Here is a 22,369-nt window from a genome sequence, read left to right as displayed (position 1 = left end):
CCGCGGCCTCCCGAACGGGGGGTTCGGGAGGCCGTCTCGCGGGTCACGGCTGCGTCTTCTTGGTGAAGGCGTCGGACGCCTTGTCGAGGGCGTCCTTGACCTCGGGCTTGCTGAACCAGCGCTGGGCGGGCGACTGGTCGGCGTCGTCGGCCGGGAGGAAGATCCAGGCGAGCAGGTACAGGACGGGGACGGCCAGGCCCAGGCCGACGATCCCGCCGAAGACGGAGACGCCGGCGACGGCCAGGCGGACGATGTTGAGGTCGGCGTTGGTCCGGTCGGCGATCGTGGTGCAGACCCCGCCGAGCATCTTGCCGTCCATCTTGCGCTTCAGTGTGTTCGTCATGTCTCAAGAGTGCCCCGCGCGCGCCCCTTTCCACATCGGGGGGCAGCCCTGATCCGACCCTGACTCCGACCCCTGAGTAAGTTAGCGGTGATAACCAGAGGGAGGCACGGGATGGACGTTCTGCGGCTCGACGATCAGCTCTCCGACGAGGAAAGGATGGTGCGCGACAGCGTTCGCGCCTTCCGCACCGGCTCGGTGGACCCCTACGTGGCCGACTGGTTCGAGAGCGGCACGCTGCCCGTCCGCGACCTCGCGCGGGAGCTGGGCAAATTGGGGCTCTTCGGGATGCACCTGGAGGGCTACGGGTGCGCGGGGCTGAACGCCGTCTCGTACGGGATCGCCTGCCGGGAGCTGGAGGCGGCGGACAGCGGGCTGCGCAGCTTCGTCTCAGTCCAGGGCTCCCTGGCGATGGCCGCGATCCACAAGTACGGCTCGGAGGAGCAGAAGCAGCGCTGGCTGCCGGGCATGGCGGCGGGCGAGCTGATCGGCTGCTTCGGCCTCACCGAGCCCGACCACGGCTCCGACCCGGGGTCGATGCGGACGTACGCGCGGCGTGACGGGCAGGACTGGGTGCTCAACGGCGCCAAGATGTGGATCACCAACGGGTCGGTGGCGGACGTCGCGGTCGTCTGGGCCCGCACCGAAGAGGGCATCAACGGCTTCCTCGTGCCCGCCGGAACGCGCGGGTTCAGCAGGACGGACATCCAGAAGAAGCTTTCGCTGCGCGCCTCTGTCACGTCAGAGCTGGCTTTCGACGACGTGAGGCTGCCGGCGGACGCGCTCCTCCCGGGCGCCAAGGGGCTCAAGGCGCCGCTCGGCTGCCTTTCGGAAGCGCGTTTCGGCATCGTCTTCGGCGCCATCGGCGCGGGCCGCACGTGTTACGAGACGGCCGTCGAGTACGCCAAGTCCCGGGAGCAGTTCGGGAAGCCGATCGCGGGCTTCCAGATCACCCAGGAGAAGCTCGCGCGCATGGAGCTGGCCCTCGGGCAGGCCGGGCTGACGGCACTGCACATCGGGCGGCTGAAGGACGCGGGGAAGGTGACGTCCCAGCAGATCTCCTTCGGCAAGCTCGCCAACGTCCGGGCCGCCCTGGACGTGGCCCGCTCGGCCCGTACGATCCTCGGCGCGAACGGCGTCACGCTGGAGTACCCGGTGATCCGCCACGCCAACAACCTGGAATCCGTCCTCACCTACGAGGGCACGGAGGAGATCCACACGCTCGTCCTCGGCGAGGCGATCACCGGGATCTCCGCCTACCGGGGCTGACGGCCTTCGAGGTCCGCGCGGCGTGCGTCCTCGTCGAAGGCGGGCGCGTAGTACGGCATGACGCCGGGCGCCCCCGGGCCGAAGAACGGCGGAGTCACGGCCGGCTCGGGGGCGGGTTCGGGAGAGCCCGGCTCGGGGATCGGGTCGTGCGTGGACGTCACGTACTCGTCGAGGTGCTTGGGGATGCGCGCTATCTCGCGTTCCTCCCACGCGGCGAGGATCGCGGCGGCCACCCGCAGTTCGGACTCCGCCGTCATCGCGCCGAGCTTCTGGGCGGCTTCCTGCCGTGCTTCCACGAGCGAGCGGGACTGGCTGAGCTGCGACGTCTGCTCCAGCTCCAGTGCCTGCTCGTGCGTCTCGGCACGGATCTTCCCGGTCGTGACGCTGCGTTTGGCGTGCTCTTCGGCGAGCTGCTCGTAGGTGTTCGGCGGCCCGTACAGCTGCAGCACCTTCACGAAAATCGGCAGGCATTCGATGACGGTGAAGAGCAGGAAGAGCAGGACGCGCCAGAGGCCGAGCGTGAAATCGCCTGCCGAAGCACGGTTGAGCGCGTCCAAGCGCACCAGAAGGCCGGTGTTGCCCTCGTTGGCCTGCTCGAAGGACTGCTGCTCGTCCGATTGGATCTGCCGCAGGTTCTCCAGCTGGGTCTGAACGCCCGGCAGCGACTCGTTGGCCTCGCGGAGGGTCTGTTCCCGGCTCGTCTTGGACGTCGCCGTGATGTCGTCCCGGCGGTCCTTGATCTGCCGGTCGATCTCGCGGATCTGCCGCTCCGCCTCGCGCTGCTTGGCCCGGAAGTTCTCGTACCGCGGTCCCGCACCGGACTTGCGGCTCCCGTCACGGCACTTGTCGCCCGTCAGCTCGCACGTCGCGGCGTCGGCGTTCTCGTCCCGCGTCTTCTCCAGCGGGCCGAGCCGCTCCCGCAGCGCGACGATCTGCGGGTCCTCCTCGGGGTTCACGACGGTGCCGCCGCCGGCGATCGTCTGGAGCAGCGCGGTCTCCTGCTTCTCCAGCGCGTCGATCTTCCGGCCCACCTCGCCGCCGCTGAGGTCGCCCTGGAACCGCTCGGTCTGCTCCTGCCGGATCTTGTTGATCTCGGTCTCGATCTCCGGCTGGAAGATCCGCAGCACCAGCGGCGTGGAGATGATGAACCCGAACAGCAGCGCCATCAGCAGCCGGGGCAGCGCCACCAGCCACGCCCGGTTCCCGCGCTGGATCGACACGACCAGCCAGCGGTCCAGGTTCAAGATGGCCAGGAACCACACCAGCGAGATCGGCAGCGCCGCGTACCAGGGGGCCCGCAGCGCCATCTGCAGCGCGAAGAACATCGAGACCCCGGCGAGCGTCGCCGTGGTCAGCACCGCGCCGCCGATGCCCTGGTACTTGGCCCGGTCCCCGGGCGTCTGCTCCAGGATCGCGGGCTGGGCGCCCGACAGCCAGATCAGGGGGTGTCGCTTCATCTAGTGTTCCTGTTTCCGTAGCGGGCGCGGAAGGGCGAACACGGCTCGGGGCAGGCGGGGAGAGGTCAGCCGGACGGCCAGGTCGCGCCACGGGCCGCGCGGCGCGGCCACCTCGACGGCGGCTCTGGGCACCGACGCGGCGGCCCTCGGCACGTGCAGTGTGCCGACCCGCGGCAGCGGATAGTCGTCAGGCAGGGGCATAAGGCCATCCAGCGGTCATTTGCCACAGCAACAAACTTCAGCACCATAACAGGGCGCGCCGCTGGCCGGGAGGTGAGAAAGAAGGGGCCCACCGCCCGTGAATTCAGACCGCTGCGGAAAAATCCCAGGTCAAGGGAGGAAAATGCCGTACTCCCGGATTTCCGGGGTGAGATGCGGCGGCAGGGAGGCGACCGCGGAGAGCTCCTCGGCGGAGCTGAAACCGACGACCTGCGCCCGCACCTTCACGATGTGCTCGGCCATCTCCGGCGTGACCCCCGTGATGGAGGCGATGACCTGCGCCGGGGCGTGGTTGACGTCGATGAGCCCGCCGTCGTCGTAGTGCCGCGGCAGGTCCGGCCGCCCGATGCGCAGGTCCCGCGCGAGCACCACGTCCCGCGCGTGCTCCCGTGCCTGCTGGCGCAGCTGGCGCCGCATGTTCGCCATCGCGATGGCCTGGGCGTTGCCGTTGAACCGGTTGACCGGCGGCGGCGCGAACCCCGCGTACGGCAGCCCGCCGCCCTGGAAGAGCCGTCCGTGCTGGTCCACCGACACCGCGGTGCGCTTCTCCTGCTCCACCACCGCCAGGACGATCCAGATGGGCAGCCACAGCCCGCACAGCAGGAACGTGATCAGCGCGTGCGCGACGTGGTTGGTCTGCCCGCCCCGCACGAAGACGACCTGGTTCCCCATCCGGGACTCCAGCCGCCAACCCATCGCGACGTGCTGGCTGATCACCGAATGGAGCACCGCCTCGATCCGGTCCTGGGGGAGGGGCGCGGGCTGGTAACCGGTCATGCCTGTTGAGACGCACGGAAAGGACCATTGGTTCCATACGGGCGACCGTCGTGGCAGAGGCACACGTCCGCCCCACCCGCCCCTGCCGGATTGGTCCTATTGAAAACTTTTGTGGGAGATAGGGCGTCCAACGAGCATGGAGAGACGTGCGTTCTTGGGGGCGCTCGGTCTTGCCGGAATGGTGACGCCCTTCGACGGGGTGGCCGCGTACGCGGCGGGCGAGACGAGCGGGTACGGGAAGCTGCGGGCGGTCAAGGACCTGCGTGACGGCAGGGCGCGGCTGCTGCTTCCGGCGGGGTTCAAGTACCGGTCGTTCAACGCGGCGGGGACCCGGCTCAGCGACGGGCATGTCACGCCCGGCAAGCACGACGGGATGGCGGCCTTCAAGACGGTCAAAGGGCAGGCCGTGCTGGTGCGCAACCATGAGGTGTTCGGGCCTGTGGGGGCGTTCGGGGACAGGAACAAGGCGTACGACCCGATGGCGGGGGGCGGTACGTGCACGTTGCGGGTCACCGACTACGGGAAGGTGCTCGCCGGGGCGGTCAGCCTGAACGGGACGATGGGGAACTGCTCCGGCGGGGCGATGCCCTGGGGGCGCTGGGTCAGCTGCGAGGAGACCGTCAACGGGCCGGACGTGGGGAACGACCACACCGGAGGCGACAACTCGCTGCTGAAGGAGAAGCACGGGTACGTCTTCGAGGTGGGGATCGGGGAGCCGATCCTCTCCGCGGGAAGGTTCGCGCATGAGGCGGCCGCCTGCGATCCGAAGACGGGGGCCGTCTACCTCACCGAGGACGACTTCAACTTCGCTTCGGGCTTCTACAGGTACCTGCCTCCGCGGAGCCCGCTGAGCGCGGGACGCATCCTGGACGGCGGCCGTCTGCAGATGCTCGCCGTCAAGAAGAAGCCGCGCGCGAAGCTGTACAAGCACCAGAAGGCGGGAGTCGCCTACGACGTCACCTGGGTGGACATCGACGACCCGGATCCGACGTTCTCCGGCAGGCCTTCCAATGACGAAGCCATCCAGTACGTGGCGAAGCAAGGGCACGCGAAGGGCGGAGCGCAGTTCGCACGGCTGGAAGGCGCCATCTTCCACAAGGGCGTCGTGTACTTCGTCTCGACTCAGGGCGGTGCGAAGGTCACCAAGAAGGCGCCGTCCGGATTCGGGGACGGCCGCGGCCAAGTGTGGGCGTACGACACGCGCAGCGAACGCCTCAAGCTGATCACCGAGTCCACCGCGCAGTCCCGTCTCGACCTCCCCGACAACATCACCCACAGCCCTCGGGGCACGCTGGTGCTGTGCGAGGACGGCGACGGGCGGAACTACATCCGCGGGCTCACCAAGAAGGGCAAGGTCTTCTCCTTCGCCCAGCTGAAGCCGATCAAGGGCGATCCGGGGGCGGAGTTCGCCGGAGCCACGTTCAGTCCGAGCGGGCACACGCTCTTCGTCAACCTCCAGGCCAGGACGGGGATGACGTTCGCGATCTGGGGGCCGTGGCAGCGGGGGCCGTTCTGAGGCGAGGGCGATCCTGACTAATCTGGGGCGTGTGAGCACTGAGACTGTTTCCGGCGCGGTAGCCGTCGGCCTTGCGACCCTTGCCGAAGACGGCACCGTGCTGGACACCTGGTTCCCCGCGCCCGCGCTGGCCGCGGAGCCCGGGCCGTCCGGGACGGTCGTCCTGGACGGCGACGCCGCCGGCGAGCTGGCGGGCGCCGTACGCCAGGACGCGCGGCGCGGCGTGAAGGTCGTCGCGGTCCGCACGACGATCGCGTCGCTGGACGAGAAGCCGGCCGACGCGCACGACGTGTACCTGCGGCTGCACCTGCTGAGCGCGCGGCTGGTCCAGCCGCACGGCCTGAACCTGGAGGGTGTCTTCGGGCTGCTGGCCAACGTGGCGTGGACGTCCATCGGGCCCGTCCCGGTCGGGAAGCTGGACGCCGCGCGGCTGGCGGTGCGGCTGGAGGGCGGCCAGCTCGCCGTCTACGGCATCGACAAGTTCCCCCGCATGACCGACTACGTCACCCCCGCCGGGGTGCGCATCGCCGCCGCCGACCGGGTGCGCCTCGGCGCGCACCTGGCGACCGGGACGACCGTCATGCACGAGGGCTTCGTCAACTTCAACGCCGGCACGCTCGGCTCGTCCATGGTCGAGGGCCGCATCAGCGCGGGCGTCCTCGTCGGCGACGGCAGCGACATCGGCGGCGGCGCGTCGATCATGGGCACGCTGTCCGGCGGCGGCAAGCAGATCATCTCGATCGGCGAGCGCTGCCTGCTGGGCGCCAACGCCGGCATCGGGATCTCCCTCGGCGACGACTGCATCGTCGAGGCCGGCCTGTACGTGACGGCCGGGACGCGGGTCACGCTGCCCGACAGCTCGATCGTCAAGGCGCTGGACCTGTCCGGGGCGAACAACCTGCTGTTCCGGCGCAACTCGCAGTCCGGCGCGGTCGAGGTCATCCCGCGTTCGGGCGGCTGGGGCGGGCTGAACGAGATGCTGCACGCCAACTGACCGGCTTCACCGGCGGGCGCGGACCTTCACGGTCCGCGCCCGTCTCGGCTTCACCGGTAGCGCTCCAGGAAGATCGCCTCGGCGAGGGCGAGGTGCTCGATCTCGGACGGCTCCACGCTCTCGTCGGCCGCGTGGATGAGCGCGCGGGGCTCCTCGACGCCCATCAGCATGATCTCCGCGTCGGGGAAGTGCCGCTGGAACGCCCCGCACAGCGGGATGGAGCCGCCTTGGCCCTGCGTGACGACCTTCCTGCCGTACGCCTCGGAGAGCGCCGCGGTCATCGCGGTGTAGGCGGGGCCGCCCGTACGGGCGAGGAAGGGCCGTCCCAGTGACTCCAGCTCGATCTCGACGCGGACGTGCCAGGGCGTGACGTCCGCCAGGTGGGCGGTGAGGGCGTCGTAGGCCTCCTCCGGGTCCATGCCGGGCGGGATCCGCAGGTTGAGCCGGGCCCGCGCGCCGGGCTGGACGGCGGCGACGGACCCGGCGGCGGGCGGGCAGTCGAGGCCCAAAACGGTCAGCGCGGGCCGCGCCCAGAGCATGTCGGCGATCGTCCCGGTACCCGTGACGTCGACGCCGTCGAGGATGCCCGCGTCCCGCCGGAACTGCTCGACCGGATACTGGGCGCCGTCCCAGCGCTGGTCGCACGGCAGCCCCCGGACGGTCGTGTTGCCCGAGGCGTCGCGGAGCGTCCCCAGCATGTGGATGAGCGCGGCGAGCGCGTCCGGCGCCGCCCCGCCGTACATGCCCGAATGCAGCGCCCCCGCCATCGTCGTCACCGTGACCAGCACGTTGACCTGACCGCGCAGGCACGTCGTGAACGTCGGCACGCCCACCGCGAGGTTCCCGGTGTCGCCGATGATGATCGCGTCGGCCTCGAAGACGTCGGGATGCCGCTCCAGGAACTGCTCCAGCCCGTCCGTCCCCTGCTCCTCGGACCCCTCGACGACCACCTTGACGCCCACGGCCGGCTCGGCCACCGCCCGCAACGCCGTCAGATGCATGACGATGTTGCCCTTGCAGTCCGCGGCCCCCCGCCCGAACCACCGCCCCTCCCGGTCGGCGAGCCTCCACGGCGACGAACTCCACCCCTCCCCGGGCGGCTGAACGTCATAGTGCGCATAGAGGAGGACGGTCGGCGCCCCCTCGGGCCCCGGCCGATGCCCCACCACGGCCTGGCTCCCGTCCGGCGTCTCGTACAGCTTGCACGGCACCCCCGCCTCGGTGAACGCGTCCGCCGTCCACTGCGCCGCCCGCAGGCACTCCTCCACCGGGAACCGCGCCGGATCCGCCACCGACCGCATGGCCACCAGCTCCCCCAGATCCCGCCGCGCCCGCCCCATCAACCCGGCAACCCGCCCACGATCCACGCCCGCACCCCCGAACCCCGACACCTTCCTCACCCCGCCCCTTCCCCCGCCCACCCACCCCGAAAATCCCCCACTCCCCGCGATCCCCCCAAACCCCTGACCCCATATCCCGCCCAACAGTCAGAATCCAGATCTATCCCCCCGACCTCCGCCCGCCGCGAAAACCCCCGCCCTCCGGCGTTCCGGCAAACTCACTGGACTCCCACCGGACCCAACAGGCAGAATCCTGAGCTGTCCGACCTGTACGGCGTTCCCCCGGCCGCCTGCGATTCGGACGACAGCCCGGCAGATGGCATGATGAAGGACGGGTCGCTAGCTCAATGGCAGAGCTCCGGACTTTTAATCCGTAGGTTGTGGGTTCGAGTCCCACGCGACCCACCAGCGTGATCAGGGCGGGAGCCGGTTCCGGGCTCCCGCCCTCGGCATTGCGGTCGCCGTGGAGTCCCCTGGCCTGTCGCGGATCGGGGGAGCGGACATGATGCGAGGGGCCGTTATGGAGAACAAGGAACATCCCGACGGCAGCGATCTTGATCTGCTGGTCGCGATGGAGCGCAATCTCGTCGAGCACGCCTGTCACCTGCACCGGAAGAGGGCGGGGGCCGTCGTCATGGAGACGGAAGACCTGCTGATCGCCGACAGCGGGCTGGACGACGACACCTTCAACATCGTCGCGGCGGCGCGTTTCGCCCCGGACGCGGCACCGGTGCGGGTGGCGGAGACCGTCCGGGTGCTGGCCGCGGCCCGGCGTCCTTTCTCGTGGTGGGTGGGGCCCGCGTCCGCGCCGGCGGATCTCGGGGTCCTCCTGGAGGACGCCGGGCTTCGGGCGTCCGAGACGGAGCGGGGCATGTCAGTGGACCTGCGGGAGGCTCCGGCGGCGGTGCGCCTTGAGGAGTTGGAGATCCGTCCGGTCGCGACGCCCGAACAGCTCGCCGACTACGCGACCGTCCTGGCCGCGAACTGGGACCCGCCGGCCGCCACCGTGCGCCGCTTCTTCGCGGACGCGGCCGTGTGGGCCCTGGATCCCGGCTGTCCTGCCCGTTACCTGGTCGGCTACGTCGACGGGCGGCCGGTCTGCTCCGCCGAGGTCTTCCTGCACGCGGGAGTCGGGGGGATCTACAACATCGCGACCCTGGCGGCCGACCGTCGGCGCGGATACGGCGGCGCCATCACCGTGGCGGCCATGCGCGCCGCCTACCGGGAGGGCCACCGCACCCTGGTGCTGCAGGCATCACCGGACGGCGAACCCGTCTACCGCAGGCTCGGGTTCCGAGCCTGCGGTGTTTTCACCGAGTACGCCCTGGGGTGATCTCCCGTCAGTTCGGGTGGGTGAAGGCGGCGGAGCCGTCGGCGGCGGTGACGGTGAAGCTGATCGTGTAGGCGGAGCGGTTTTCGTTGTAGCAGGTCGAGTTCATGGCGAAGCTGACGCTTCGGCCCCCCTCGGGGATGACGATGTCGGGGGACCCGTGCTGGACGATGAAGCAGGTGCCGGTGACCTTCACGGGGACGGGGCGGTGGGCGCGTTTGGTGAGGGTGACGGTCACGGTGGTGACGGAGGCGCCGCCCTGGCGGCCCAGCGGGGGGCTGAGGGTGATCGACTCCAGGTGGGGGACGAGGGTGTCGGGGTGGGGCTGGATGAGGACGGTGCGGTCGAAGGAGGCGCCGGGTCCGCTGGCGGAGATCCACACCCGGGTAGGGGTCTCGACGTCGGGGGCGGTCCAGGTGAAGGGGAAGACCGCCTCCTCCCGGCCGGCGGGGATGACGACCTGGATGGGGTCGATGGCGACGTTGCCGGCGAAGGTGATGAGGACGCGGGCGGAGGTCGTGTTGTCGCCCATCACCCAGAGTCTGCCCTGCTGGGTTTCGCGGCCGGTGACGGTGGCGGCGGGGATGTCCATGCTCATCAGCCGGAGGCGGCCCATCAGCGTGGCGCGGGCGCGGACCGTCGCGCCGCCGGCGGAGGCCTCGATGTCGGCCGATGACAGGGGAGGCCCGGAGGCCGCCAGCTTGTTGGTGACGGTGAAGTCGGCGGAGCTCCGGCCTGCCGGGACGGTGAGGGCGGCGGGGAAGTCGACCTGGCCCTCGGTGGAGTCGGGGGCGAGCACGAGCGTGACGGCGGTGCCGCCTTCGGGGGCGGGGCGGTCGAGGGTGAGGGTGCCGGTCGCGGTCCCCTCGAAGTGGAGGACGTCGGGGTCGATGAGGAGGCCGCTCACCCGGGCCCGCTCAGGGGGCTGAGGAGTGTTCGACGGCGGGGTGCTCGGGCCGGGCGTCGCGGTCTGGCTAGGCCGGGGAGGGGCCGGAGGGTGCGTGGCCGGAGGGTGCGTGGGCGAGGGATGCGGGGACGGGTGGTGCGGAGCCGGGGAGGGCTGCGGTTGTGCGCGGGGGCGTTCGATCCTCAGGGACGCCTTGCGGGTGACGGTCCCGCGCCGGGCGGACAGGGTGACGGTGCCGGGGGAGGCTCCGTTCGCGGCGGTGACCCGGAACGACGCGGAGCGTACGCCTTGGGGGATCCGGACCGTACGCGGGACGGTGACCTCGGCGCCGCCGCCGGACAGCGAGACGCGGCTGCCTCCCGGCTGGGCGGGGGCGGAGAGCCGGACGGTCCCGACCGCCGAGCCGCCGGGCGCGATCGAGGCGGTGGAGAGCGACAGCGACCGGAGCACGGGCAGGGGCAGCACGGCGAGCTTGCGGCTGATCCGCCTCTTGCCGTAGGAGACGCGGACGGTCCCGGTCCGCTTCTCGGCGACCTTCGAGGTCCCGAGCCAGAACGAGGCGGTGCGGGAGCCCTTCGCGATCCTCACCCGGGCGGGCGCCTTCAGGCCGGACGCGGTGACCCTGACGGTGAGCCGGACGGGCGCCTTCCTGCTGAACGTCACGGTCGCGCGGGCGCGGTGGCCGCCGTACACCCGTCCGGTGTCGAGGGTGAGCCCGCTGAGCTGCAGCGCCGACCGGGCGGCCACGGGCGTCGCGGCGAGCGCGGGGGCCGGCGCCGCCCGGGGGGACGGCTCGCCCGGCTCCACCGCGACGAGCACTCCGGCGGTGGCGAGAAGCACCGCGGCGCTTCCGAGGGCGGCTGCCCGGCGGCTTCGTCTGATCATCGACGTTTCCTCATCCGGTGAAGGGGACGGCGAAGATCGTCTAGCCCGCGTGGTCGATCCGTCAAGACGGAATCCCTACGGTTCGCGGGCCTTCGTTCGCGGAGCATGCGAGGGCGTTAATCGGTGTTGTGGAAAGCGATGGGCGGTTAGTCTCCGAGGGGGTGCGGAAAGAGGCGGCTCCGGACGGCCGGGTTCGAGGTGGACAAAAGGGACGTCATAAGATCGGCCTCCTGAGGGGGCGGGGCTAAGGGATGGGCAGGGTGCGGACGGCCGAACGGCTGGTGCTGCTCAACCTTGCCTTCCTGGCGGTGCTCGGCGGGCTGGGGAACCTCGTCTTCTCCGGGCCGGGGACCGGGTGGCCCTTCCTGGTGTGGGGAGCGGCGGTCTTCCTCTCGCCGGTGCTGCAGGTGTTCATCTCGCTGCCGCGGTTCGAGCGGTTGCGCCGGCGGCGCCGGTGGTGGCTGTACGGGCTCGACCTGCTGCTGTGCTTCGGGCCCGTCCTCACGCCGATGCACTTCCAGGCCAACACCGGCTATCCGATGGCGAGCACGCTGCTGCTGTTCCGGGGGCGCCTGCGCTGGGCCGTGGTCGTCGGGCTGTTCGCGGCGACGGTGTGCGTCGACTTCGTCTTCTGGCCGGAGAACGCGTTCGGGCGGGGGCGGGGCGAGCACGTCGCCTACTGGCTGCTCAACAACGTGGGCGTGGGCGTCCAGGTGTACGTGGTGTCGCGGCTGGCGCGGGTCATGCACCGGCTGCACGCCACCCGCCAGGAGGTCTCCGAGGCGATCGTGCAGGACGAGCGGGGGCGGGCGCGGCGGGACGTGCACGACCTGCTCGGATTCAGCCTGACGGTCATCATCATCCGGCTCGAAGTGGCGTTGCGGGCGCTGCGCAGGGGGAAGGCCGACGAGGAGCTCCAGACGGCGCACGAGCTCGTCGAGCAGGCGCTGGCCTCGGTGCGGACGGTCGCCGACGGCACACCGATCACCTCGCTGGCGGCCGAGGCGGCCTCCGCGAAGGAGGCTCTGGAGTGGGCCGGGGTGGAGGCCCGGGTCAACGTCATGGGAGTCCCGGACGGAAGAGCGGACGAGGCGCTCGCCTACGTGCTGCGCGAAGGCGTCACCAACGTGCTGCGGCACAGCAAGGCGAACGTCTGCCAGGTCGATGTGTCGGCGACGGGCGTGCGGATCGTCAACGACGGGGCGATGCCGTCGAAACGGCCGCCGGGGACGGGGCTGAAAGGGTTGCAGGCGCGGCTCGCGCCGCTCAAAGGAGGCGTCTCCGCCCATCTGAAGGACGGCGAGTTCACCCTCGACGCCACCCTGCCGTGTCAGAAGCGCCGCTGGAGAGAGGGCCTCTGGAGCCGGCTGGGCCCGCTGCTCACCATGAGCCTGTGCCTGAGCGGCCTCACCTATCTCTACCCGATGACGTGGAGGCAGCTCGATTCCGTGCCGCTGCTGGTCACCTTGGCGTTCGACGCGGCGGTCTACGCGCTGCTGCTGTGGCTGGGGACGACCCGCAGGCCGCCGGTGGCCGCGGGCCTGGCCGCGTTGACCGCCCTCGCGACGCTCCCGGCGCTGTTCGGCTGGTCGTTGTGGAGCCAGGCGTTCGTGGCGGGCGGCGCCATCCCGTTCTTCCTGCCGAACCTCACAGGCCTGGCGCTCGCCTCCCTGTGCGCGGTGGCGGGCGTCGCGGCGGGTTCGGCGCCCCTGGCGGTGGTCCCCCTGCTGGGCGCCCTCCTGGCCAACCTCTACGGCCAGATGCTGATCTTCGCGGCCCTCCTGCTGCCGCGCCTCGCCGAGCAGCTCCGCGAGGCCCGCACCGCCCTGACGGCGGTGAACGTCGCCAAGGAGCGCGCCCGCTTCGGCCTGCACCTGCGCGACCGCCTCGGCTCCAGCCTCTTCCAGGTGCTGCGCGCCCTGGAGCAGGCGCGCCAGGGCGAGAACGCCGAGGAGGAACTGGCCAAGGCGATCACCCACTCACGCAGCACGTCCCAGGAGATCAGGGCGATCGCCCGCCGCGAGGACGAGACGGAGAACGAGGGAGCCCTCGGCCGGTCCTCGCGGATCCGCGGGTAGCGTTGCCGCGTGAGCGCGACGATCGTGGTGAAGGGCCTGGCCGCGGGTTATGGCGAGCGGGCGTTGTTCGAGGGGCTCGACCTGGTGGTCGCTCCCGGCGACGTGATCGGGCTGGTCGGCCCGAACGGGGCGGGGAAGTCCACCTTCCTGAAGGTCCTGGCGGGGCTGCTGGAGCCGGAGGAGGGCGACGTCCGGGTCGATCCGGGCGGCGCGGTGGTGGGTTACCTGCCGCAGGAGCCGGAGCGGCGGCCCGGCGAGACCGTCCGGGAGTTCCTGGGGCGGCGGACGGGCGTCGCCGAGGCGCAGCGGGCGTTCGATCTGGCCGCCGAAAGGCTCGGGGAAGGGGCGCCCGGCGCGGACGAGGAGTACTCCGCGGCGCTGGAGCGCTGGCTGGCGCTGGGCGGGGCGGACCTCGACGAGCGCGCCGAGGAGGTCGCCGCCGACCTGGGGCTGCGGATCGGCCTCGACCAGGAGATGACCTCGCTGTCGGGCGGACAGGCGGCCCGCGCCGGGCTGGCGAGCCTGCTGCTCAGCCGCTACGACGTCTTCCTGCTGGACGAGCCCACCAACGACCTGGACCTGGACGGCCTGGAGCGGCTGGAGCGCTTCGTGACGGGCCTGCGCGCGGCGACCGTCCTGGTCAGCCACGACCGCGAGTTCCTCGCCCGCACCGTCAACCGGATCGTGGAGCTGGACCTGCCGCAGCGGCAGGTCAACGTCTACGGCGGCGGTTACGAGGCGTACCTGGCCGAGCGGGAGATCGCCCGGCAGCACGCCCGCGCGGAGTACGAGGAGTACGCCGGGAAGCTCGACTCGCTCAAGGAGCGGGGGCGCATGCAGCGGGCGTGGATGGACAAGGGCGTCCGGAACGCCCGCCGCAAGGCCTCCGACAACGACAAGCACGTCAAGAGCTTCCGCGGGGAGACGAGCGAGAAGCAGGCGGCCAAGGCCCGCCAGACCGAACGCGCGATCGAGCGGCTGGAGGAGGTGGCCGAGCCGCGCAAGGAGTGGGAGCTGCGCATGGAGATCGCCGCCGCCCCCCGTTCGGGCGCCGTCACCGCGTCGCTGCGCCAGGTCGTGGTGCGGCTCGGCGACTTCACGCTCGGCCCGGTGAATCTGGAGGTCGGCTGGGCGGAGAAGATCGCGATCACCGGTCCCAACGGCGCGGGCAAGTCGACGCTGCTCGCCGCGCTCCTGGGCCGGATCGAGCCGGACGAGGGCGCGGCGGCCCGCGGGCCCGGCGTGGTCGTGGGCGAGGTGGACCAGGCCAGGCGGCTCTTCGAGTCCGACGAGCCGCTGCTGGAGGCCTTCCGGCGCCATGTCCCCGACATGGCGCCCGCGGACGTCCGCACGCTGCTGGCCAAGTTCGGCCTCCGCGCCGCGCACGTGCCGCGCCCGGCCGCCACGCTGTCGCCGGGGGAGCGCACCCGGGCGGCCCTGGCCCTCCTCCAGGCGCGCGGGGTGAACCTGCTCGTCCTGGACGAGCCCACCAACCACCTGGATCTTCCCGCGATCGAGCAGCTGGAGTCGGCGCTGGCGGAGTATCCGGGGACGCTGCTGCTGGTCACCCACGACCGGCGCATGCTGGAGGCGGTGCACACCACCCGCAGGCTGCGCGTGGAACACGGTCGGGTCACGGAACTTGGATAGGAATGAACCGAATTAACTAGTTTCACGTCTGACGGGGCGTGAAGGAGTTCCTGGACATCGCGCTCGCGCCCCCGACCGTGGTCTTCACCGTGCTGCTGGTGCTGGTCGCGTTCTACTGGGTGCTGGCCATCCTGGGACTGGACCTGCTGGAGACCGACGTCGACCTGCTGGGCGCGGTCGGCCTGCGCGGCATCCCCTCGTCCATCGCCATTTCGCTGTTCACGGCGTTCACCTGGTTCCTCTGCCTGTCCGGCTACGCGTTCCTGGACGAACTGCCCTGGGACGGCGGGCCCCTGGGCCTGCTGGTGGTGCCCGGCGCGCTGGCCGGCGGCTGGCTGGCGACCCGCCTGATGCTCAACCCCCTGCGGTACGTGCTGCCGGAGCCGAAGGTGCCCTCGCGCCACGACTTCATCGGCCGCATGTGCGTGATCCGGACGGGCACCGTCACCGCCCACTTCGGCCAGGCCGAGGTGCACTCCGAGGACGGCTCCTCGGCGCTGCTCCAGGTGCGCAAGCCGGGCGACGAGGCGCTGGCCTCCGGAGACAGCGCGCTGATCTTCGACTACGACGCGGAGGGCGAGTTCTTCTGGGTGATGCCCTACGACGTCGCCCTCGACCCCCACAAGAAGGGCCTTTGAATTGGAAGCCGTGTCCACCGGCCTGCTGATCCTGGTAGGCGTCGTCCTGCTGATCCTCCTCGGCCTCGTCTTCATCCTCACCCGGCTCTTCCGCAAGGTCGAGCAGGGCAAGGCCTTGATCATCTCGAAGGTGAAGAAGGTCGACGTGACCTTCACGGGGGCCGTGGTGCTGCCGGTCCTCCACAAGGCCGAGTTCATGGACATCTCGGTGAAGACCATCGAGATCGCGCGGACCGGGCGTGAAGGGCTCATCTGCCGCGACAACATCCGCGCCGACATCCGCATCACGTTCTTCGTCCGGGTGAACAAGACGGCCGAGGACGTCGTGAAGGTCGCCCAGGCGATCGGCACCACGCGCGCCTCGTCCCAGGACACCCTGCAGGAGCTGTTCAACGCCAAGTTCTCCGAGGCGCTGAAGACCGTCGGCAAGCAGCTCGACTTCGTCGACCTCTACACCAAGCGCAACGAGTTCCGCGACCAGATCATCCAGGTGATCGGCACCGACCTCAACGGCTACAGCCTGGAGGACGCGGCCATCGACTACCTGGAGCAGACCCCGGTCGGCCAGCTCGACAGCCGCAACATCCTGGACGCCCAGGGCATCCGGAAGATCACCGAGCTCACCGCGATCGAGCACGTGCGCACCAACGAGTTCCAGCGCAGCGAGGAGAAGGAGATCACCCGGCAGAACGTCGACGCCCGGGAGGCCATCCTGGAGCTGGAGCGGCGCCAGACCGACGCGGAGATCCGCCAGAAGCGCGAGATCGAGACGGTCCGGGCCCGCGAGGAGGCCGAGACCGCGCGGGTCGTGGCCGAGGAGCGGCTGCGCGCGCAGGCCGCGGAGCTGCGCACCGAGGAACAGCTGGGCATCCAGGAGGAGAACAAGGCGCGGGAGATCGCCGTCGCCGAGCTCAACAAGCGCCGGGTGATGGCCATCGAGGCCGAGCGCATCGAGAAGGACCGCCAGCTCGAGGTGATCGCCCGCGACCGGGCGACCGAACTGTCCAAGATCGCCAAGGACAAGGAGGTCGAGGCCGAGAAGCGCGACATCGCCGAGGTCGTCCGCGAGCGCGTCGCGGTCGAGAAGACCGTGGTCGAGCAGGAGGAGAACATCAAGCGCCTCCAGGTCGTGGAGGAGGCCGAGCGCATGCGCCAGGCCACCATCATCGCCGCCGAGGCCGAGGCGCAGGAGAACCTCGTCAAGGACATCAAGGCGGCCGAGGCCGCTGAGCAGGCCGCGACGTTCCGCGCCCGCGAGGCGCTGATCCTCGCCGAGTCGCGCCAGCAGGCGGCCGACCTCGACGCCCGCGCGATGATCCGCATGGCCGAGGGCCAGCAGGCCGAGGCCGCGGCCAAGGGCCTGGCCGACGTCCAGGTCCGCGAGCGCGACGCCGAGGCGATCGAGAAGCAGGGCCGCGCCGAGGCGATCGTGCTGCGGGAGAAGTCCCTCGCCCAGGCCGAGGCCGCCGAGCAGATCGGCAAGGCCGAGGCGGTCGCCGAGCGCGAGAAGGCGCTGGCGGGCGCGGACGCGCTGCGCGAGAAGCTCAAGGGCGAGGCCGAGGGCCTCACCGAGAAGGCCGCCGCGATGGCCGCCCTCACCGAGGCGAGCCGCGGCCACGAGGAGTTCCGCCTCACCCTGGAGGCCGAGCGCGACCTGCGCATGGCCGGCCTGGAGATGCAGCGCGACATCGCGCAGGCGCAGGCGAGCGTCGTCTCCAAGGGCCTGGAGACCGCCGACATCAGCATCGTCGGCGGCGACAGCGTCTTCTTCGACAAGCTCGTCGGCTCGATCGCGCTCGGCAAGAGCGTGGACGCCGTCGTGGAGAACGCGCCGCTGACCGGCGAACTGGTCACCGGGCTGGTCGGTGACGTCCTCGAGCGGGTCAACGGGAAGGCCGCCAAGTGAGTGAGCTGGACGCCGGGACCTACGAGGTACTGAGGTCCCGGCTGACGGCGCAGGCCGCCGGGCTCAAGGAGCGCGCAGAGGCGCTGAACACCGCCCGCCTGGAGGTGTTCGGCGGCTCGGAGCTGCGGCTCGTGGGCACCGAGCGGGTCCGCACGGCCAACAACTGCGTGCCGCGCGACGCCGTCGCGTTCGGCGGGCTGATGCTGTTCGGCTACAACGTCTTCATCGGCATGAAGCCGGAGACGACCGTCGCGGACGTGTTCTCGACGCACCGGTTCGTGCACGACGGGGAGACGTTCTCCTTCACCGAGGAGAAGGCCGCCTTCCTGGAGGACCCGGGGTTCGTCAAGGACTTCGGCGACCTCTACCGGTACTACCGGGACACCCGCCTCATGCAGCTGCGGGTGGTCGACGGCAAGCTCCTCGCGGTCTTCCAGACCGGCGCCGACCAGCGCGTCCTGCGCTGGTCGGCCGACGGGAACTACCTGGACAACCGGGGGGAGCGCGACCACGTCTTCCCCCCGCCGTTCGACTTCACCTGGACCGAGACCACCCGCGCCGACCACGTGCTCGGCGAGCACCCGCACGTGTCGATCGGGGGAGAGGTGTTCGTCGAGACCGTCGGCGGCGACCTCACCATCAAGGTCGAGGACAACACGGAGACGGGCGAGGGCATCTACAGCGAGCCCGTCGACGAGCCGCTGCAGTCGCTGGCGGACGCCGACATCGCCTACGCCCGCGTCGGGGGGCTGATCCTGCTGCGGATCCGCCCCTACAACGAGACGGTCGTGCGGTACCTGGTCTTCAACACGCGCACCAGGGAAGTGCTGCGTCTGGACGGCATCGGGCAGGCGTGCCGGCGGCTCCCGGAGGACCACGGGATCATCTTCCCGGGCGGCTACTACCTGGAGACGGGGGCGGCCAAGACCTTCGACACCGTCACCGACGACCTGGAGTACGAGCGGGTCATCCGCTCGGGCAACGGCGAGGACGTGCTGTACGTCTTCCACGCCCGCACGGAGGGCCGCTGGCTGCTGCTGCCCTACAACGTGATCCGCAAGGAGGTCGCGACGCCGCTCGTCGGGCACGGCTACTCGCTGTTCGACGACGGCACGCTCATCATCTTCCGCGCGGACTCCGACGAGCCGACCCGCTCGCATCCGATGCAGGTGTGGCAGACGCCGTTCAAGTCCGACGAGAGCGCTCCGGCGGGCACCGGGCCGCTGGAGAAGATCGGCAACGCCGACCTGGTGCGCGGGATCTCCGACTGCCTCTCGGTGTCCCGCATGGTCGGCGAGATGGCGCCGTCCGTGCCGGTCTTCGAAGCGCTGATAGCGGCCTGCGGCAGGACCTTCGACCACTACCACTGGCTGGGCGAGCACGGTCTGGCCGACGCCCTGGCGGCCGTGCGGGACACCGCGGGGCAGATGCTGGAGGAGTTCGAGTCCGTCCAGGTCCTCACCGCGCAGGCGGCGGAGGCCGTGGAGAAGGCCGACACCGAGATCACCTCGCTGGTGCGCCGGGTCCGCGGTGAGATGCCCGCCTCGGCTGACGCGTGGGTGCGGCAGCTGGCCGCCCTCCGCGCGCAGCAGGGGCACCTGGTGACGCTGCGGGAGATGCGCTACGCCGATCTCGAACGGCTCGACGCGCTGGCCGAAGGGCTCACCGGGGACATCGAGGCGGCCGCGCAGCGGGCGGTGGCGTTCCTGGCGCGCCCGGACGCCTTCGACGGCTACCGCACGACGGTCGAGGGGCTGGTCGAGGAGGCCGCCGGCATCCGCAAGGTCGCCGAGGCCGAGCCGGTGAAGGACAAGCTCACCGAGCAGGCCGGAGCGCTGGAGACCGTCACCGAGATCGTCGGCTCGCTCGACATCGGCGATGCGACCGTCCGCACGGGCATCCTCGCCCGGATCGGCGAGGTGCTCGGCGGAGTCAACAGGGCACGCGCCACCCTGGACGGCCGCCGCCGCGAGCTGCTGTCGGCCGAGGGCAGGGCCGCGTTCGCCGCGGAGTTCGCGCTGCTGGGCCAGGCCATCACCGCCGCGCTGGCCGCGGCCGGCACGCCCGAGCAGTGCGACGAGCAGCTCGGCAAACTGCTGCTCCAGCTGGAGTCGCTGGAGTCGCGGTTCGCCGAGTTCGACGACTACCTGGCGGAGCTGGAGGCCAAGCGCGAGGACGTCTACGAGGCGTTCTCCTCGCGCAAGCAGGCGCTTCTGGACGAGCGGACGCGCCGAGCGGACCGGCTCGTGGCCTCCGCGGACCGGATCCTGGGCGGCGTGACGCGGCGGGTGAGCGGCCTGTCGTCGCTGGACGAGGTCAACACCTACTTCGCGACCGACCCGATGGTCGCGAAGCTGCGCGCCACCGCCGAGGAGCTGCGGGAGCTCGGCGACCAGGTCCGCGCCGAGGAGCTGGAAGGGCGGATCAAGACCGCCCGCCAGGAGGCCGGACGGGCGCTGCGCGACCGGCTGGACCTCTTCGACGGCGACACCATCAAGCTGGGGCGCCACAGGTTCGCCGTCAACACCCAGCCCGCCGAGCTGACCCTCGTCCCGTTCGAGGACCGGCTGGCGTTCACCGTCACGGGCACCGACTACCGCAGCCCCGTCGTGGACCCGGAATTCGAGTCCACGCGTCCGTACTGGTCGCAGTCGCTCGTCTCGGAGAGCCGGGAGGTGTACCGGGCGGAGTATCTGGCGGCCACCCTTCTGGACGAGGTGCGCACGACCGACGGCCTGCTGGAACTCGTCCAGAAGGCGGCGGCCGAGCGTTACGACGAGGGTTACGAGCGCGGGGTGCACGACCACGATGCCGCGGTGATCCTGGAAGTGCTCGTCCGGCTGCGGGAAGGCGCCGGACTGCTGCGGTACCCGTCCGCCGCGAGGGCCGCGGCGCAGATCTTCTGGACGCACGGCACGGACGACCAGAGCCGTGGCACCTGGCGTACGCGTGCGGCGTCACTGGCGCGTGCCCGGGAGCTCTTCGGCACCACTCCGGCTCTCGCCGCGCTCTCCTCCGAGCTCGCGGAGGCCGTCGCGGCCTTCGGGCACGGGGAGGACGCGGCGCTCGCGGGTGAGTACCTCGTCGCGGAGCTGGCTTCGCCGGGTTTCGTCGCGAGCAGGTCGGCTCGGGACCTGGTGGAGGGCTTCCACCGCGCGCTGGGCGCACGCCGCGGGGACTACGACCAGGATCTGCGCGGCCTGAGCGGTCTGCGGGAGCGGAGCCAGCTCGTTTCGGCGTGGCTGGCCGCCTACGCCGCGGCCCAAGGACTGCCGGACGACGACCTTCCCGAGGCCGTGGCGCTGGAACTGTGCCCGACCCTGGACCGCCAGGACTCCTCGGCGTCGATCAAGGGCGTCGCGGAAGGGCTCCTCGGCACCCACGCGCGCATCGCGGACCGGCGGATGGAAGTCCGGCTGGACGAGCTGCTGGCACGGGTCGGGAGGTTCCACGAGGAGCGGGTGCCGGGCTTCCGCGCCTACCAGAAGCGGCGCAACGAGCTCGTCGAGAAGGAGCGGGCGCGGCTGCGCCTCCACGAGTTCCAGCCCAAGGTGATGTCGGCGTTCGTCCGCAACAGGCTGCTGGACGAGGTCTACCTTCCGCTGATCGGGGACAACCTCGCCAAGCAGCTCGGCGCGGCCGGCGACGCCAAGCGCACCGACCAGATGGGCATGCTGCTGCTCATCTCGCCGCCCGGCTACGGCAAGACGACGCTCATGGAGTACGTCGCCTCCCGGCTCGGCCTGGTGTTCGTGAAGGTCAACGGGCCCTCGCTGGGCCACCACGTGACCTCGCTCGACCCGGCCGAGGCGCCCGACGCGACGTCGCGCCAGGAGGTCGAGAAGATCAACTTCGCGCTGGAGATGGGCGGCAACGTCCTGCTCTACCTGGACGACATCCAGCACACCTCACCGGAGCTGCTGCAGAAGTTCATCTCCCTGTGCGACGCGCAGCGCCGGATCGAGGGCGTCTGGAACGGGCGCACCAAGACCTACGACATGCGCGGCAAGCGCTTCGCGATCTGCATGGCGGGCAACCCGTACACCGAGTCCGGGCAGCGCTTCCGCATCCCGGACATGCTCGCCAACCGCGCGGACGTGTGGAACCTCGGCGACGTGCTGTCCGGCCGGGAGGAGCTGTTCTCGCTCAGCTACATCGAGAACTCCCTCACCTCCAACCCGGTCCTGGCGCCGCTGTCCACCCGGGACAGGAAGGACGTGGAGCTCCTCGTCCGCATGGCCTCCGGCGACCAGGACGTGCGGGCGGACCAGCTCTCGCACCCGTACGCGCGGGTGGAGCTGGACCAGATCGTGTCCGTCCTGCGCAAGCTGCTGCGCGTCCAGCAGGTCGTCCTTGCCAACAACCAGGCGTACATCGCCTCGGCCGCGCAGTCCGACGGGAGCCGCACCGAGCCGCCGTTCCTGCTCCAGGGCAGCTACCGCAACATGAACAAGCTGGCGGAGAAGGTCGTGCCGGTGATGAACGACGCCGAGCTGGAAGCGGTCATCGACGACCACTACCTGGGCGAGGCGCAGACGCTCACCAGTGGCGCGGAGGCCAACCTGCTGAAGCTCGCCGAGCTGCGCGGCACGCTCACCGACGAGAAGGAGGAGCGCTGGAACGACGTCAAGGCGGCCTACCTGCGCACGCTGGCCCTCGGCGGAGCGGAGGACGATCCGGTGACCCGCGCGGTGGGCGCGCTGGGCCTGCTGGCCGACCGGCTCGCCGAGATTCAGCGCACTCTGGGCTCCCGGTGAGACGCCTTGTCCAATAAGGTGATGCCCTGAGTCGAAAGGACAAGATCATGGCTGATCTGCGGAACGCCGGAATCGTGTTGGCCGTCACCGGGCTGGCGCACCTCGTGGCCCCCAAGCCGTTCGAGCTGATCACCCGGCCGCTCTTCCCCGAGGGCACCGGCGACTGGGTGCAGCGCAACGGCGTGACCGAACTGGCGCTCGGCACGGCCATCGCCGTTCCGCAGACCCGCAAGGTCGGCCTGGCGGGCCTGGCCGTCTACGCCTCCTGGCTGGCCAAGCGCGGCGTGGACGCCCTCCGGAAGTGAC

Annotated in this window: 16 protein-coding genes and 1 tRNA gene; 11 read left to right on the top strand and 6 right to left on the bottom strand. The window is 70.9% G+C overall.

Translation table 11 applies throughout. The annotated features are described in order from the left end of the window. Nucleotides 1-43: 43 nt before the first annotated feature. On the bottom strand, nt 44-343 hold the full coding sequence (locus ABD140_RS23720) for a PspC domain-containing protein (protein WP_344243147.1): 300 nt from the start codon (nt 341-343) through the stop codon (nt 44-46). Nucleotides 344-454: 111 nt separating this feature from the next. Between ABD140_RS23720 and ABD140_RS23715 the strand changes: the two genes are divergently transcribed. Next, nucleotides 455-1,609: an acyl-CoA dehydrogenase family protein gene (locus tag ABD140_RS23715; RefSeq protein WP_344243146.1), complete on the top strand. Its 1,155-nt coding sequence runs from the start codon at nt 455-457 to the stop codon at nt 1,607-1,609. Here ABD140_RS23715 and ABD140_RS23710 read toward each other — a convergent pair. From ABD140_RS23710 to ABD140_RS23700, 3 genes are all read right to left on the bottom strand, one after another. Beyond that, the gene (locus tag ABD140_RS23710) at nt 1,597-3,066 is read right to left on the bottom strand and encodes a DUF4407 domain-containing protein (protein WP_344243145.1); all 1,470 of its coding nucleotides are present in this window, start codon (nt 3,064-3,066) and stop codon (nt 1,597-1,599) included. The two genes, ABD140_RS23715 and ABD140_RS23710, sit on opposite strands and share 13 nt — an antisense overlap. After that, the gene (locus tag ABD140_RS23705; RefSeq protein ID WP_344243144.1) at nt 3,067-3,267 is read right to left on the bottom strand and encodes a hypothetical protein; all 201 of its coding nucleotides are present in this window, start codon (nt 3,265-3,267) and stop codon (nt 3,067-3,069) included. 129 nt (nt 3,268-3,396) lie between these two features. Next, complete coding sequence (locus ABD140_RS23700; protein ID WP_344243143.1) at nt 3,397-4,062, bottom strand: ComEA family DNA-binding protein; 666 nt, start codon at nt 4,060-4,062, stop codon at nt 3,397-3,399. Nucleotides 4,063-4,240: 178 nt separating this feature from the next. Here ABD140_RS23700 and ABD140_RS23695 point away from each other — a divergent pair, with 178 nt between their 5' ends. Together ABD140_RS23695 and dapD are read left to right on the top strand one after the other, a co-directional pair. After that, entirely contained in the window at nt 4,241-5,578 is a 1,338-nt protein-coding gene (locus ABD140_RS23695; protein ID WP_344243142.1) for an alkaline phosphatase PhoX, read from the top strand. A gap of 31 nt (nt 5,579-5,609) precedes the next feature. Beyond that, nucleotides 5,610-6,572, top strand: a complete 963-nt coding sequence (dapD, locus tag ABD140_RS23690) for a 2,3,4,5-tetrahydropyridine-2,6-dicarboxylate N-succinyltransferase (RefSeq protein WP_344243141.1) — start codon at nt 5,610-5,612, stop codon at nt 6,570-6,572. Nucleotides 6,573-6,622: 50 nt separating this feature from the next. On the opposite strand, the gene ABD140_RS23685 is transcribed toward dapD, so the two are convergent. After that, a complete protein-coding gene (locus ABD140_RS23685) occupies nt 6,623-7,939 on the bottom strand; it encodes a dipeptidase (RefSeq protein ID WP_344243140.1) in 1,317 nt (438 codons plus the stop codon). 306 nt (nt 7,940-8,245) lie between these two features. Between ABD140_RS23685 and ABD140_RS23680 the strand changes: the two genes are divergently transcribed. Both ABD140_RS23680 and ABD140_RS23675 read left to right on the top strand, forming a co-directional pair. Beyond that, nucleotides 8,246-8,320, top strand: a tRNA-Lys gene (locus ABD140_RS23680). A 112-nt stretch (nt 8,321-8,432) separates the two neighbouring features. Then, nucleotides 8,433-9,245: a GNAT family N-acetyltransferase gene (locus ABD140_RS23675; protein WP_344243139.1), complete on the top strand. Its 813-nt coding sequence runs from the start codon at nt 8,433-8,435 to the stop codon at nt 9,243-9,245. A gap of 7 nt (nt 9,246-9,252) precedes the next feature. Here the strand turns inward: ABD140_RS23675 and ABD140_RS23670 are convergent, their stop codons facing one another. Further along, nucleotides 9,253-11,034 carry a hypothetical protein gene (locus tag ABD140_RS23670; protein ID WP_344243138.1) on the bottom strand — a complete coding sequence of 594 codons (1,782 nt, stop codon included), beginning with the start codon at nt 11,032-11,034 and terminating at the stop codon, nt 9,253-9,255. 260 nt (nt 11,035-11,294) lie between these two features. On the opposite strand from ABD140_RS23670, the gene ABD140_RS23665 reads away from it, so the two are divergent. Genes ABD140_RS23665 through ABD140_RS23640 form a run of 6 tightly spaced genes read left to right on the top strand, consistent with a single transcriptional unit; the run spans nt 11,295 to nt 22,368 of the window. Further along, nucleotides 11,295-13,112, top strand: coding sequence for a sensor histidine kinase (locus tag ABD140_RS23665; protein WP_344243137.1), 1,818 nt, complete (start codon nt 11,295-11,297; stop codon nt 13,110-13,112). A gap of 9 nt (nt 13,113-13,121) precedes the next feature. Further along, on the top strand, nt 13,122-14,762 hold the full coding sequence (gene abc-f / locus ABD140_RS23660; RefSeq protein WP_344243136.1) for a ribosomal protection-like ABC-F family protein: 1,641 nt from the start codon (nt 13,122-13,124) through the stop codon (nt 14,760-14,762). Nucleotides 14,763-14,800: 38 nt separating this feature from the next. Beyond that, nucleotides 14,801-15,400: a hypothetical protein gene (locus tag ABD140_RS23655; RefSeq protein WP_344243135.1), complete on the top strand. Its 600-nt coding sequence runs from the start codon at nt 14,801-14,803 to the stop codon at nt 15,398-15,400. Between the two features lies 1 nt (nt 15,401). Next, on the top strand, nt 15,402-17,306 hold the full coding sequence (locus tag ABD140_RS23650) for a flotillin family protein (RefSeq protein WP_344243134.1): 1,905 nt from the start codon (nt 15,402-15,404) through the stop codon (nt 17,304-17,306). Beyond that, entirely contained in the window at nt 17,303-22,063 is a 4,761-nt protein-coding gene (locus tag ABD140_RS23645; RefSeq protein WP_344243133.1) for a DNA repair ATPase, read from the top strand. The genes ABD140_RS23650 and ABD140_RS23645 overlap by 4 nt, the downstream gene beginning before the upstream one ends. A gap of 47 nt (nt 22,064-22,110) precedes the next feature. Next, nucleotides 22,111-22,368, top strand: coding sequence for a hypothetical protein (locus tag ABD140_RS23640; RefSeq protein WP_344243132.1), 258 nt, complete (start codon nt 22,111-22,113; stop codon nt 22,366-22,368). The last annotated feature ends 1 nt before the right edge of the window (nt 22,369 follow it).

This window comes from Actinocorallia libanotica (genome assembly GCF_039525175.1).
Lineage (GTDB): Bacteria > Actinomycetota > Actinomycetes > Streptosporangiales > Streptosporangiaceae > Actinocorallia > Actinocorallia libanotica.
The sequence above is the reverse complement of the archived record's forward strand: the minus strand, read 5'-3'. Positions and strand labels throughout refer to the sequence as shown.